This window comes from Acidithiobacillus caldus ATCC 51756 (genome assembly GCF_000175575.2).
GTDB classification, from domain to species: domain Bacteria; phylum Pseudomonadota; class Gammaproteobacteria; order Acidithiobacillales; family Acidithiobacillaceae; genus Acidithiobacillus_A; species Acidithiobacillus_A caldus.
This window is the reverse complement of record NZ_CP005986.1, coordinates 2,375,001-2,387,788: the sequence shown is the minus strand read 5'-3', so window position 1 is coordinate 2,387,788 and position 12,788 is coordinate 2,375,001. Positions and strand designations below refer to the sequence as shown.

Annotated in this window: 12 protein-coding genes (1 of these 12 only partly in view); 8 read left to right on the top strand and 4 right to left on the bottom strand. The window is 65.0% G+C overall.

Annotated features, from left to right (window positions below):
- Position 1: 1 nt before the first annotated feature.
- The gene (locus ACAty_RS11620; protein WP_004868798.1) at positions 2-463 is read left to right on the top strand and encodes a heavy metal-responsive transcriptional regulator; all 462 of its coding nucleotides are present in this window, start codon (positions 2-4) and stop codon (positions 461-463) included.
- A 103-nt stretch (positions 464-566) separates the two neighbouring features.
- On the opposite strand, the gene ACAty_RS11615 is transcribed toward ACAty_RS11620, so the two are convergent.
- A complete protein-coding gene (locus ACAty_RS11615) occupies positions 567-935 on the bottom strand; it encodes a Smr/MutS family protein (protein ID WP_004868796.1) in 369 nt (122 codons plus the stop codon).
- A gap of 235 nt (positions 936-1,170) precedes the next feature.
- Positions 1,171-2,139, bottom strand: coding sequence for a thioredoxin-disulfide reductase (trxB, locus tag ACAty_RS11610; RefSeq protein WP_004868794.1), 969 nt, complete (start codon positions 2,137-2,139; stop codon positions 1,171-1,173).
- 236 nt (positions 2,140-2,375) lie between these two features.
- Here trxB and ACAty_RS11605 point away from each other — a divergent pair, with 236 nt between their 5' ends.
- The 7 genes from ACAty_RS11605 to ACAty_RS11575 are packed head-to-tail and all read left to right on the top strand — an operon-like array spanning position 2,376 to position 10,405.
- The gene (locus ACAty_RS11605) at positions 2,376-4,760 is read left to right on the top strand and encodes a DNA translocase FtsK (protein WP_004868791.1); all 2,385 of its coding nucleotides are present in this window, start codon (positions 2,376-2,378) and stop codon (positions 4,758-4,760) included.
- Positions 4,750-5,412, top strand: a complete 663-nt coding sequence (gene lolA / locus ACAty_RS11600; protein ID WP_226824333.1) for an outer membrane lipoprotein chaperone LolA — start codon at positions 4,750-4,752, stop codon at positions 5,410-5,412. The genes ACAty_RS11605 and lolA overlap by 11 nt, the downstream gene beginning before the upstream one ends.
- A gap of 17 nt (positions 5,413-5,429) precedes the next feature.
- Positions 5,430-6,527, top strand: coding sequence for an OmpP1/FadL family transporter (locus ACAty_RS11595; RefSeq protein ID WP_004868787.1), 1,098 nt, complete (start codon positions 5,430-5,432; stop codon positions 6,525-6,527).
- 33 nt (positions 6,528-6,560) lie between these two features.
- Complete coding sequence (locus ACAty_RS11590; RefSeq protein WP_004868785.1) at positions 6,561-7,874, top strand: replication-associated recombination protein A; 1,314 nt, start codon at positions 6,561-6,563, stop codon at positions 7,872-7,874.
- A 5-nt stretch (positions 7,875-7,879) separates the two neighbouring features.
- Entirely contained in the window at positions 7,880-9,148 is a 1,269-nt protein-coding gene (gene serS, locus ACAty_RS11585) for a serine--tRNA ligase (protein ID WP_004868784.1), read from the top strand.
- Positions 9,138-9,365 (top strand): Rho-binding antiterminator, encoded by a 228-nt coding sequence (locus tag ACAty_RS11580; protein WP_004868781.1) that lies wholly within the window; start codon positions 9,138-9,140, stop codon positions 9,363-9,365. Before serS ends, ACAty_RS11580 begins: the two co-directional genes overlap by 11 nt.
- A complete protein-coding gene (locus tag ACAty_RS11575; RefSeq protein WP_014003445.1) occupies positions 9,365-10,405 on the top strand; it encodes a L,D-transpeptidase family protein in 1,041 nt (346 codons plus the stop codon). Before ACAty_RS11580 ends, ACAty_RS11575 begins: the two co-directional genes overlap by 1 nt.
- A 112-nt stretch (positions 10,406-10,517) precedes the next feature.
- Here the strand turns inward: ACAty_RS11575 and ACAty_RS11570 are convergent, their stop codons facing one another.
- Both ACAty_RS11570 and ACAty_RS11565 read right to left on the bottom strand, forming a co-directional pair.
- Positions 10,518-12,749: a CPBP family intramembrane glutamic endopeptidase gene (locus ACAty_RS11570; RefSeq protein ID WP_004868775.1), complete on the bottom strand. Its 2,232-nt coding sequence runs from the start codon at positions 12,747-12,749 to the stop codon at positions 10,518-10,520.
- Positions 12,746-12,788, bottom strand: the 3' portion of a protein-coding gene (locus ACAty_RS11565; protein WP_226822953.1) for an ABC transporter ATP-binding protein. The gene runs 875 nt beyond the window's last position; only the last 43 of its 918 coding nucleotides appear in the window; its start codon lies off the right edge, out of view; it ends in the stop codon at positions 12,746-12,748. Before ACAty_RS11565 ends, ACAty_RS11570 begins: the two co-directional genes overlap by 4 nt.

The following is a 12,788-nucleotide window of genomic DNA, read 5'->3' as shown; positions in this document are numbered from 1 at the left end:
CATGAACAATCACGTGACCATTGGGCGTCTGGCGCGCGAGGCGGGACTGGCGGCGGAAACCCTGCGCTATTATGAGCGCATCGGCCTGATTCGTCCGGTGCAACGCACACAATCCAACTATCGGCTCTACGATGGCGAGGCCGAGGCGCGCCTGCGCTTCATCCGTCGCGCCCAGAATCTGGGCTTCTCGCTGAGCGAAATCAAGGAACTGCTGGACATCAGCCATCAGCCCGAGAGCGACATGGCGGCGGTGAAGGCCTTGGCGGAGCGCAAGATCGGCGATATCGATCGCAAGATCGCCGACCTTAGGCGCATGCGCGACGCCCTTGCCCAACAGGCCGAGCGCTGTCCCGGCCGTGGGCCCGTGGAGCATTGTCCCATCCTCGCGGCCTTGGCCGACGCCGATGGCGACCTGCCCAGTCGCAGCAAGTGGGAACCGGCAGACTCCCTGCAAGTACGCTGAACCCGCCGGGCACGTGCGGCGCTCTGGCGGTGGCGGGTGTCCGTCATAGCCCGGGCGGTATTGGTGTGCAATCCGGCCTGCGGCTACGCCAGCTTGTCCCTGCTCAGCGTCCCTTGGCGCCGCGTCCCAGCAGCACCCGCACGGCGCCACCACCGCCTTCGGCCGGGTGGGCCTGGGTGAAGGCCAGGACCTCCTGACGGCGCATCAGCCACAAGCCCACCAGGCGTTTCAGGACGGGCACCTGCCCCGGCGACCCAAGGCCCTTGCCGTGGATGATGCGGACACAGGTCAGGCGCTGGCGACGAGCATCCTGCAGGAATTGGGCCACGGCCAAGCGGGCCTCCTCCACTACGAGACCGTGGAGATCGAGGTCGCTTTGGGTACGTATCCGCCCTCGGCGCAGGTCGCGCAGGAGCGTCTGGGGCAGCCCCGGTCGCAGAAATACCCATTCGTCGCCATTGAGCCACGCCATGTCTTCGGGAGACGGGTCGTCCAGGGCAGCGATGACTGCCCGTTCGTCGGCCTCCCGCTGACGTGCTTCCGGCGGCGGTGGCGCCGGTCGAGGTGGAGGTTCCGGAGCAGGGAAGGGGCGAATTGGACCAACGCTTCCCCGAAACAGCGCAGATTCCTCCGGAGTCGGTCCCGCGCCTGGGGCGACCGGTCTTGCGGATCGCGGCCTGGGCCTCGGTATCCGCCCCACGACGCCATCACTCGCTGGGGTTTTCCAGCCAGCGCTCGGCATCCAGCGCGGCCATGCAGCCGCTGCCGGCGCTGGTGACCGCCTGACGATAGACGTGGTCCTGCACGTCTCCGGCGGCAAATACGCCGGGCACGCTGGTCATGGTGGCCAGACCGTCGCGACCACCGCGGGTGATGAGGTAGCCGCTGTCGTCCATGTCCAGCTGGCCGCGGAAGATGTCCGTGTTGGGCTTGTGGCCAATGGCGATGAACACGCCCATGACCTGCAGTTCACGGGTCGCGTCGCCATCGCGCTCGCGTATGCGCAGGCCCGTGACGCCGCTGTCATCGCCAAGTACCTCTTCCACCACATGATCCCAGACGACCGTGACGTTTTCCTTGGCCAGCAATTTGTCCTGCAGGATTTTTTCGGCGCGGAACTTGTCGCGGCGGTGGACCACCGTCACATGGCGCGCGATGTTGCTGAGATAAAGCGCTTCCTCCACCGCGGTGTTGCCGCCGCCCACCACCGCCACATCCTGATTACGGTAAAAGAAGCCGTCACAGGTGGCGCAGGCGGACACGCCCTTGCCCCGGAAGTGGTCCTCGCTGGGCAAGCCCAGATACTTGGCGGAAGCGCCGGTGGCGACGATGAGGGCATCGGTGCGGTAGCAGTGCTGATCACCGCTGAGCCGGAACGGGCGCTGGCTCAGGTCCACCTCATGGACGTGATCGAAAAGGATCTCGGTGTCGAAGCGGCGCGCCTGCTTTTCCAGTTCGGCCATGAGCTCCGGGCCGAGGATCCCGTCGGCGGCACCCGGCCAGTTGTCGACGTCCGTCGTGGTCATCAGCTGGCCACCAGGTTCCATACCCTGCACCAGCACGGGCCGCAGGTTGGCGCGTGCGGCGTAGATGGCCGCCGTGTAGCCCGCCGGACCCGAACCGAGGATCAAGAGTCGGGACGACTTTTCGTCGATGATTGCCTGCTGTTTGCTCATCTGGTCTCTGCTCGCCTCGCAACGTACGGAGCGCACAGGATAGCATCGCATGGTTGGGGTGTCAGGCCGCTCCACTTGCGAGCGCAGTCTCGTGGGTTGAGTCCAAGCCAAGGCGGCGCGGGCGCTGCCGACATCCTCCCCTTTGGACGCCCGTGGTTCACGGTCCGGCGCATGGTTGGCCAAGGCTTCCTGAGCGAGGCTTGACAGGTTGGACAAGCTCCTTTAGCGTCCGAGCGATGCCCAGTGTCAGCTCCGACGCCGCCCGTTCCAAATCGCGCAAGGGTGCCCCGGCACCGCGGCGGCGTCTCGCGCTTTTTTCGCACCTGCGCAAGACCGAGCTTTGGCTCCTGATGCTCACCCTGCTGGGTGCCTTTACGGCCATGGCCGTGTACAGCTTCCATCCCCTCGATCCGAACTGGTTCAACAGCGGAAGGGGTGAAGGCGTGCGCAATCTTGGCGGCACGGCGGGAGCCAACCTTGCCGACGCCTTGATCCAGCTGGTGGGCGTATCGGCCTGGATCTTCCCCGTTCTCCTGCTCTACTGGGCCTGGGGTCTCGCCCGGCAAACCTTCTGGCGGCAGCCGTTTCCATGGTGGCGGCCCGTCGCCATGCTACCCCTGCTGGCGACGATCTCGACCATGGCGGCGCAATTCTGGCCGGCGGCCTCCTGGCCCTTTCCCAGCCAAAGTGCGGGCGGTCTTCTGGGTGAGGCCATTCTGGCGCTGCTGTTGCCCAGGATCGGCGTGGGTGGTCTCCTCTTGGTGGAGTTGTCGCTGCTCATCCTGAGCCTGGCCCTGATTTTCGCCGTATCGCCACGGCGGGCGCGCGCCGCCTTTAGCGGATGGTCCCTACCAGGTCTGCCGCGACCTCGCCTGCACCTGCGCCTGTCCGCTTTGCCCCGTCCATGGCGACGGCGCGAGAAAGGCCAAGATGGCTCTGCTGCCCCCGTGCCTTCGGTCTCGCGACCCGAGCCTTCGGCTGTCCAGCCGCCTGGCCCTGCGGCGCCGCCGCCTGCCGTCCTCACCGCGGGATCGCCCCCACCCGCTGCGGGACCACGGCGCTCGCCCGGCGCGACGGCTGCCTGCCCGTCCAGCGCTGCGGAGCGGCAACTTCCCTTGAGCATGGCGGCCCTGGACGAGCGCGGTCTGCCCGTTCTGGCGCTGCTCGACCCGGCTGATCCCCTGGATCCGGGCTTGACGGGCAGTCCAGAGGAACTGGCGGCACGTTCCCGTCTCCTGGAAGAAAAAATGGCCGACTTTGGTGTGCAGGCGAGCGTGGTGGCTGCCCACCCGGGGCCCGTCATCACCCGCTTCGAGATCGAGCCCGCTGCCGGCGTCAAAGTCAGTCAGGTAGCCGGCCTCAGCAAGGATCTGGCGCGGGTGTTGGCGGCGCGGGTACGGGTGGTGGAAGCCATTCCGGGCAAGGCCACCATGGGGATCGAGGTTCCGAACCCCCGCCGGCGCATCGTCCGGCTGACGGAGATCCTCTCCAGTCCCGCCTTCACTCAGAGCAAGAGCCTTTTGACCCTTGCTCTCGGTCAGGATATCGGCGGCCAGCCCGTGGCGGCGGATCTCGCGCGCATGCCCCACCTTCTGGTGGCGGGTACGACGGGTGCCGGCAAATCCGTGGGCGTCAATGCCATGATCCTGAGTCTCCTCTTCAAGGCGACGCCCGCCGAGGTGCGTCTGATCCTGGTGGATCCCAAGATGCTGGAGCTCTCGGTCTACGAGGGAATCCCTCACCTGCTGGCGCCGGTGGTGACGGATATGAAGGAGGCGGCCAACGCCCTGCGCTGGTGCGTGGCGGAGATGGAGCGCCGCTACAAGCTCATGGCCCACATCGGGGTCCGCAATCTGGGCGGTTACAATCAGAAGCTGCACGAGGCAGAGCGTCGCGGTGAGCACGTTCTCGGACCCGATCGCGACGCCGATGGTCAACCCTTGCCGCTCAAACCGATGCCGGCCATCGTCGTCGTCATCGATGAGTTTGCCGATCTGATGATGGTAGTGGGCAAGCAGGTGGAAACCCTGATCACGCGTCTCGCACAGAAGGCGCGAGCGGCTGGCCTGCACCTGATCATGGCCACCCAGCGGCCGTCGGTGGACGTCATCACCGGCCTCATCAAGGCCAACATTCCAACGCGGATAGCCTTTCAGGTATCCTCGCGGATCGACTCGCGCACCATCCTCGATCAGATGGGCGCGGAAACCTTGTTGGGGCAAGGCGATATGCTTTACCTGCCGCCTGGGACGGGCTATCCCCAGCGCGTCCACGGTGCCTACGTCAGTGACGAAGAGGTACATCGTGTGGTGGATACCCTGCGCAGTCTCGGCGCGCCCGATTACGATGCCGACATCCTGGCGGGTCAGGGCGAGGACGGGGAGGGTGGTAGTGACGACGACGACGCCGAAACGGACCCGCTCTACGATCAGGCCGTGGCCATCGTCACCCGCAGCCGCAAGGCCAGCATCTCCTACGTGCAGCGTCAGCTCAAAGTAGGATACAATCGCGCGGCTCGCATGGTCGAAGCCATGGAACGGGCGGGTGTAGTCGGGCCACTGCAGAGTAACGGGAGCAGAGAAATCTATGGCGGACCCCCACCAGGTCGGGATGAAGACTGAGCGTAGGCGCGGCGGGATCGGGCTGCTGTGGCGTTGGTTGATGGGCTTTACCCTGGGCCTTCTGCTCGTCGGTGTTGCCCAGGCAGCCGGTGCCGTGCAGGATCTGCACCGCTTTTTTCAGGATACCCACACCGTCACCGCCGACTTCAGTCAGGAGATCGCCAACGCCCAGGGTGAGATCATCAAGCGCGCCAGTGGGCGCCTGTGGGTCTCCCGGCCGGGAAAGTTCCGCTGGGACTATGCCGGCGCCAATGGCCAGGTGATCGTCTCCAATGGCGAGCGCGTCTGGCTGTATGAGCCCGCGTTGCAGCAGGTGACGGTCCAGCCCTTGGGCAAAAGTCTGGGTTCGACCCCCGCCGCCCTCATCGCCGGTCGCGATACCCTGGATCAAGACTTCAAGGTCAAGGCCCTGCCGGCCAAGGCTGGTCTGCAGTGGGTGCTGCTGGAACCCAAGGAGGGGCAGACGCAAGGCTTCACCTCCCTGCGCCTGGGTTTCGATGGCCGTGGGCAACTGCGCGAGATGCGCATGGAAGATGCCTTTTCCCAGACCACGCTGCTGCGTTTCACCAAGGTACGCGTCAATGCCCCCGTTGCCGCTCACGTCTTTCAGTTCGTCCCGCCCAAGGGGGTGGACGTGCTCAGTAATCCCTGATCCCGGAGGATCGATCCATGCGACGCTCTACTGCTCCCCTGTTTCTGGCCCTGCTGGCATTGACCGGTAGTGGTTCTGCCTGGGCCGCAGGCTATACCGTGCCCACCAGTGTGGCTGCGCTCTCCGAGGGAGGGGCAACCCTGGCCGATGGCGAACCCGTGAGCAGCCTTGCCGACAATCCCGCGACCATGGTCTTTTTCCCGGGCAATCGCGCTGCCCTGGAGCTGCTGGCGCAGCGGCCAAGCTACACCTACGCGGGCCCCGACGGCAGCGTCGGCGCGCAGACCAACACCAATATCCTTCCCAATCTCTTTTTCAGCCATCGCTTTTCGGCCCTGCCGCTGTCGGCGGGCATCGCCATTACCTCCCCCTACAGCATCCGCGATACCTGGGCGCCGGGAGCTTTGGGCAGCAGCAGCCCCTATCTCAAGAACAGTCTTCGGGTACTGGATATCAATCCCAGCGTGGCCTACCTCGTGTTGCCGGACCTGAGCGTTGGCGTTGGTCTGGACTACTATCAGACCCTGGGTGGGCACTTTGGCCCCATCTCCGCCAACGGCGGTGGTGTCGGCGGTAACGTCGCACTGTTCTACACCACCGAGACCCTGAACGCTGCCCTGAGCTACCGCTCCCCCGCCAGTATCGCTGCCGGCGGTGGACACGTGGATCTGCCCGGTCGTGTCCAGGCGGGGCTGCGTTACCGCTGGACCAAGGCCTTTGCCACCGAGCTGGACGTCGACTGGACCGATTGGAGCAACGCGCAGTTGCCGTACTACGGTAGTCTGCACTGGAAATCGAGTCTCGCCTATCGCCTTGGAATGAGCTACCACCTCAATCAGGACCTTGCCGTGCGTGCCGGCATCGCCCATGAGGGCGATCCGAGCCGTGGCGATGCCGTCGGCGTGGCTGTCCCCGCCACCAGCAGCAATCTGGCAGGCTTTGGCTTAGGGATTGGCCTTGGCCCCTGGCACTACGACATCGGTGCCGCCTATGCCTTCTCCGGCAGCACCGGGCTTGGGGCCTATACCCTACCCGGCAGTGGCATCACCGTGGCTCCCGGCGACTACAAGGCCAGCGCCTTTACCTTTGGAGCTGCCATTTCCCGCAGCTTTTGAGGCCCTTGCCACCGTTGGGGCGAGCGATCTGCATTGACCGGTAGCGATTCGCGGCCTTTGGCGGCGCGCATGCGCCCGCGCTCCCTCGCCGAGTTCATCGGCCAGGAACGGTTGTTGGGTCCTGCTGGGCCCATCGCCGCCATGCTGCGGCAAAAGTCTCTGCACTCCCTCGTCTTCTGGGGACCGCCTGGAGTCGGCAAGACGACCCTTGCACACCTCCTGGCGGCTGAGCAGGGTGCCGAGGTGCTCACCCTCTCCGCCGTGGACAGTGGTGTTCGAGAGCTGCGCGCGGCGGCGGCCGTGGCCACGGAGCGACGTGGGCGGGGTGAGTCGACGGTGCTCTTCATCGACGAGATCCACCGTTTCAACAAAACTCAGCAGGATGCCCTGCTTCCCCACCTGGAGGAAGGTACGCTCACCCTCATCGGGGCAACGACAGAGAATCCCAGCTTCGCCCTGGTTGGTGCTCTCCTGTCCCGGATCCGCATTTACGTACTCGAGCCCCTTGGGCAGGAAGCGCTCGCAGCGATTCTGGAACGCAGCCTGCACGACCGCGAGCGCGGTCTCGGCGACCTGGCGGTGGAGCTTCCCGATTCGGCCCGTGCGCAGCTGCTTGCCCAGGCCGATGGCGATGCGCGCAGATTGCTGAACATACTGGACCTTGCCGTGCAGTTGGCCCCTCTGCACGATGGTCGGCGCCGGCTGGACACGCCGGTGCTGGCGGCAGCGGCGGGGCAGGCTTGGCGCCACTTCGATAAGGGTGGAGAGCATTTTTACGACGAGATATCGGCCTTGCACAAATCTCTGCGTGGCTCCGATGTGGATGCGAGCCTCTACTGGCTGGCGCGCATGCTCGATGGCGGCGCCGATCCCCTTTACCTCGCCCGCCGCCTGATCCGTGTGGCGGTGGAGGATGTGGGGCTTGCCGACCCGCGCGCCCTGGAGATAGCCCTGGCCGCTCGGGCTGCCTTTCAGGCTTTGGGCAGCCCGGAAGGTGAGCTGGCGCTGGCCGAGGCCGCTGTCTACCTGGCCAGCTGCCCCAAGAGCAATCGCACCTACAGCGCCTGGAAAAAGGTGCAGGAGGCGATTCGGCGCCAGCCCAGCCATCCGGTGCCTCTTCATCTGCGCAATGCGCCGACGAAGCTGCTCAAGGATCTGGATTACGGTCGCGATTACCAATACGATCACGATTTTCCCGACGCCATCGCGCCGGCGCAGACCTATCTTCCCGAGGCCCTCGCCGGCCTCTCTGGGCCCTGGTACCAGGCCTCCGAGCGCGGCTTCGAGCAACGCATGGGCGAGCGTCTGCGCTGGATTGCCGCCCATCGCAAGGGCCCAGGAGACTGACCGTCATGCTCGACCCCAACCTGTTGCGTACCCAGCCCGAGCTCGTGGCCGCGGGACTCGCCCGTCGTGGCTTCACTCTGGATCTGGCCTTGCTGCGCCATCTGGATGATCGGCGCAAGGCCTTGCAGGTAGAACTGGAAAACCTGCGCAACGAACGCAACCGCCTGTCCAAGGCCGTCGGGATGGCCAAGCGCAGCGGCGAGGATGCCCTTGCCCTGCAGGGTGAGGCCACGGCCGTTTCCGCGCGCATCGCCACCGTCGAGGAGGATCAGCGCGCCGCCCTTGCCGCCTGGGACACCTTTGTACAGACCCTTCCCAACCTCCCGGACGCCGAAGTTCCCGATGGTCGCGACGAGAACGACAACGTCGAGTTACGCCGCTGGGGCGAGCCCAGGACCTTCGATTTTGCGGTCCGCGACCACGTCGACATTGCCGAGCAACTGGGCATGGCGGATTTTGCTGCCGGCGCCAGACTCGCTGGCAGCCGCTTCGTCGTGCTCAAGGGTTTCGGTGCACGTCTCGAGCGCGCACTCATCCAGTTCATGCTGGACGTCCAGACCCAAGAGCACGGATATCTGGAGATCGCCCCCCCCTATCTTGCCAATGCCGCCTCCCTCTTCGGCACCGGCCAGTTGCCCAAGTTCGAGGAAGACCTCTTCGCCCTACGCGACGACCCCTATTACCTCATCCCCACGGCCGAGGTTCCCCTCACCAACTTGCTGCGGGAAAGCATTGTCGAGACGCTGCCCCAGCGATTCTGCGCCTATACCCCCTGCTTTCGGCGAGAGGCGGGCGCCGCCGGGCGGGATACCCGCGGCATGATCCGCCAGCACCAGTTCGACAAGGTCGAGATCGTCCAGATCGTCCGTCCGGACGCTTCCGCCGCCGCTCACGAGGAACTGACGGCCCATGCCGAGTCGATCCTGCAGCGCCTGGAGCTCCCGTATCGGGTGGTGGCCCTCTGCGCCGGCGACCTCGGTTTCAGTGCCGCCAAGACCTACGACCTGGAGGTCTGGCTTCCCAGTCAAGGGATGTATCGGGAGATCAGCTCCTGCAGCAACTTCGGCAGTTTTCAAGCACGTCGCTTGCAGCTTCGCTACCGCAAGGACGACGGTCGTCCGGAGCTCGCCCATACCCTCAATGGCTCCGGTCTGGCCGTGGGTCGCACCCTGGTCGCCCTGCTGGAGAACCACCAGCAGGCCGATGGCAGCCTGCGTGTGCCGGCGGCTTTGCGTCCCTATCTCGGCGGCGTGGAGGTCATTCGTGGCCAGTGAGCCGCCCTACATTCCCATCGGCTGCGCGCTACACAGCGAATTGGAACTCGCCGCCATACAGCGGCGGCGGGTACGGCTGCAGTTGCGCGATGGTCGCGAGTTGCGTGGTATCATCGCCGATGTCTGGACGGAAAAGGGGCGCGAATACCTGCGCCTGCGCTCGGAGGATGGCAAGGAACAGGTAGTGGATCTGGCATGGATGGAGTCGGTTGGGTGATGGCGATGCGTAGATGGCGGTACTCGGGGCTTGGTCTTGCGGTTCTGGCGACGGTCCTCGCACTGCCCGCGGCGGCAGCGGAATTCCCGTTGCCGCCGCCGGGCTCCAACATGGTCGGCAAGCTGCGGGTGGTGACCGCTCGTCAGCAGGACACCTTGCTGGATATCGCCCGTCACTACGACATCGGCTACAACGAGATCCGAGCCGCCAACCCCGGCGTGGATCCGTGGCTGCCCGGTGCCGGTACGCGGGTGCTGATCCCCAGCGAATATATCCTCCCCCCCAAACCCTGGGTCGGTATCGTCATCGACATCCCGGCGCGCCGACTCTACTACTTTCCGCCGGAACAAAAGGTCGTCTATACCTACCCCGTCGGTATTTTCCGGCCCAAGTGGCCCGATCCTTTGGGCAGCACTCGGATCATCGCCAAGGTCAAGAACCCCAGCTGGACGGTGCCCAAGAACATTCAGGAAGAGCACGCCAAGGCCGGCGAACCCATCCCCGCCTATTTTCCGCCCGGGCCGGACAACCCCATGGGAGAGCTCGCGCTCGAGACGGGCTGGTCGCAGATCTACATCCACGGTACCAACAAGCCCTGGGGTGTGGGCATGCGCGTCAGCCACGGCTGTTTCCACGTCTATCCCGAGAACGAAGTGCAGCTCTTCAAGATGGTTCGAGTGGGAACCCCGGTGCGCAGCATCGATGCACCGTATCTCGTCGGCAGTGACGGCGATGGTCATCTCTACCTCCAGTCCTTCCAGCCCCTTCCGGAGTACAAGGATCCCAACTCTCCCCAGCAGCGGGCGGTGGATGCCATCACCCGCTACCTTGCCGGCACCCAGACCAAGCCCATCATCAATTGGCAGCGAGTCATCGACCTGGTGCACCAGCCCAATACGGTCCCGACACCCATCGATGTTCAGGCCCCGAGCCTAGAGCAGATAGTCCAAAGTCTGCCAGCAGAACCCTATCGCTATGCCCCCTACGGTGCCGATGCCAATCAGGCCACGCCGCCGGGAGGCGAGGCTCCGAGCACCTGAAGCGCCACGTACAGACCCACCTGGCGGACCCAAGGAACACGACGCCGCTCATGCGCCCCACAGGTTGATGTCGGCGGGAAGGTTACGCCCCCCGGCCCGAGCCCCCAACGCCTTAGTGCAGAAGGACCGCCGCCACGGCGGCTGCGTTCCACAGGGCGTGAAGAAAAATGGGCGGCCAGAGCGACCGGTACTTGAGGCGCAGCCAGAGTAGGGCGGTGCCCAGAGCGGCGATGATGAGCAGAGCCTCGGGATAGTGGAAGTCGTCGATCTTGGAGGGCACGTGGGCGAGGACGAAGAGCAGGGTCACGATGCTTCCCGCTACCCAGGGCGACAGACGCCGCCGCAGACCCGCGAGCCCCGCCCCGCGAAAGACGATCTCCTCGGTCACCGGTGCCAGGATCACGGTGAGCAGGATCATCACGTAGTTGGGCCAGCCCGGCAGGTGAAAGGCATCGAATATCCCCAAGCTCTGTGGGCTCAGGTGTTCGGGCGGTGGAAAGGCGATGAAGAGCAGGGCGCTCAGGGCCGCGAGCAGCACGCCCAATACAAAAGCGACTGGGTAAGCGCGGGTCGTGCTCGGTGGGCACCACGCCACCTGCGCTGGGCTGCGCCATTGTTCGCGGCTCAGGTACCAATAAAGGAAACCCAGCAATGCCAAGGCCGTGACGATATAGGCGAGGAGCCCCGTCCAAATCCGAAAGTCGAGGCTCACCTGCGCTATGGTCGAGTGGATGAGTCTGACGGGCACGGGCACATGTTCCGCGGCATAGCGCATCCCGAGCTCCACGCCAATCCAAAAGCCGCGCACGAAAAGGGCGAGAATGGTCACGCCCAGCTGACCCAAAAATAAAGCCAGCATGAGCAGCAGGCCAGCGAAGGCGGTCCAGGGTCGTTCCCGTCCCCGCGCCGACGCCAAGGTGGGCGCCGGTCCCTTGGCCAAGCCCGTCAAAAGCCAGTCCGCGCCCTGCAATCGGGCCTTGGCCCGCTGGTGAACGAGCAGGATGAAGACCAGCGCAACGAGACTCAAACTGAAATCCCACGCGGGTGAGAAACTCCGCACGCCCGCTGGAGCGAGCAGACAAAAGCCCAGCAAAAGGCTCAGTAGGAGGAAGTTGCCCAAGGCGCCGAGGCTGACGACGAGGCCATAGCCCAATCCGCGGAAGGCACCCAGGGCCACCGCCGTCAAGGGCAGATAGGCATTGACGACCAGGGCGGCGGCAAAGATGCAGAGCGTTGCCAACAGCGTTGACATGGGAATCGGCAAAAGCGCCATCAGGATGAGGGGCACGAGCAGACTCGCGGCGACGAGCACGGAAAGATGCCGGGCATAGTCGCCCAACCAGCGATCCACCATCTCCCCACGCCGGTCTCCCCAGGCGCCCGTGAGCAAGAGGCTTTGCCACTCGAAATGGCGCACTATCCAACTTCCCCACGCTAAGCCGAAGAGGCTGGCGAAGGACAAGGCGCGGACGATAATCAACCGCAGCGGGTCCGTACCCGGCGGCGGATGGGCCCCCCAGTGCAGGAATGCGAAGAAGATGAGCGCAAAGACTCCGAAGTTTATCCCTTGGCTCAGCATGGTCCCCAGAATCCCAAAGCGTCTTGGACCGTATACCCAGGGCGCAAAGCGCGCTGGCCCTGGCGTCCAAGCGAGGATCCGACGGATACCATCCACGGGTAGGCGCGGTAGCGTCCAGCGTGCCGTACGGCGCGCGGCGATGCGCGTTCGCAGCTCTTGGGGGGTATGCACCAGGGCCAGGGCGATGATGACCGCCGCGAGCAGCGCCAGGGGAATGGCCAGGGCGGGTGCCAGGGTACCGATGCTCCAGTAGAGCGGACCGATGAAAATGATGAGGTAGGAAGGTAACAGTAACAACGGCCCGAGCCAGCGGTTCGCGCCTTGGGCCTTTGCCATTGGCGATCCCAGGAATGCCGCTATACCCACGCCATTGAGAATGAAGGGGAGCGGAAGCAACAAGGCCCCCGGGAGTGGCGCATCCCGCCGCAAAAGCACGGCTGCGGCAAAAACGGCCAAGAGGACGACCAGGGCTGAAAAAAGCCAGCGATGGTCGCGGCGAAAGCGCGGCACCGGGAAGACGAGGGGCTCGCTCACGATACGCCAGTAGTGTACGAAAAGCCCGGCACTCAGCATGAGCAAGCCAAAGCCCAAGAGGGTGCGCGAAAACTCGGCGGCCCACGCGTGACTCGGATGCCAGTGGTCCACCTGCACCTTGCTCTGCCCCAGGCTTAAGACCAGGATAAAGAGAATCAGGGTTCCAAGTAGCGCGTAGAAATTGTCGCGCAAAAAAAGCGCTGGTCGCAGGCTGCGCCAGGCAGCCGTCATGTACGCTCCCCACTGGTCAGAGCGAGAAAAACCGACTCC

What these genes read in the sequence shown, in the direction of transcription:
- ACAty_RS11620 (WP_004868798.1), top strand. Translation starts at nt 2, where the DNA reads ATGAACAATCACGTGACCATTGGGCGTCTGGCGCGCGAGGCGGGACTG.
- ACAty_RS11615 (WP_004868796.1), bottom strand. Translation starts at nt 935, where the DNA reads ATGGCGTGGCTCAATGGCGACGAATGGGTATTTCTGCGACCGGGGCTG.
- trxB (WP_004868794.1), bottom strand. Translation starts at nt 2,139, where the DNA reads ATGAGCAAACAGCAGGCAATCATCGACGAAAAGTCGTCCCGACTCTTG.
- ACAty_RS11605 (WP_004868791.1), top strand. Translation starts at nt 2,376, where the DNA reads ATGCCCAGTGTCAGCTCCGACGCCGCCCGTTCCAAATCGCGCAAGGGT.
- lolA (WP_226824333.1), top strand. Translation starts at nt 4,750, where the DNA reads ATGAAGACTGAGCGTAGGCGCGGCGGGATCGGGCTGCTGTGGCGTTGG.
- ACAty_RS11595 (WP_004868787.1), top strand. Translation starts at nt 5,430, where the DNA reads ATGCGACGCTCTACTGCTCCCCTGTTTCTGGCCCTGCTGGCATTGACC.
- serS (WP_004868784.1), top strand. Translation starts at nt 7,880, where the DNA reads ATGCTCGACCCCAACCTGTTGCGTACCCAGCCCGAGCTCGTGGCCGCG.
- ACAty_RS11575 (WP_014003445.1), top strand. Translation starts at nt 9,365, where the DNA reads ATGGCGATGCGTAGATGGCGGTACTCGGGGCTTGGTCTTGCGGTTCTG.
- ACAty_RS11570 (WP_004868775.1), bottom strand. Translation starts at nt 12,749, where the DNA reads ATGACGGCTGCCTGGCGCAGCCTGCGACCAGCGCTTTTTTTGCGCGAC.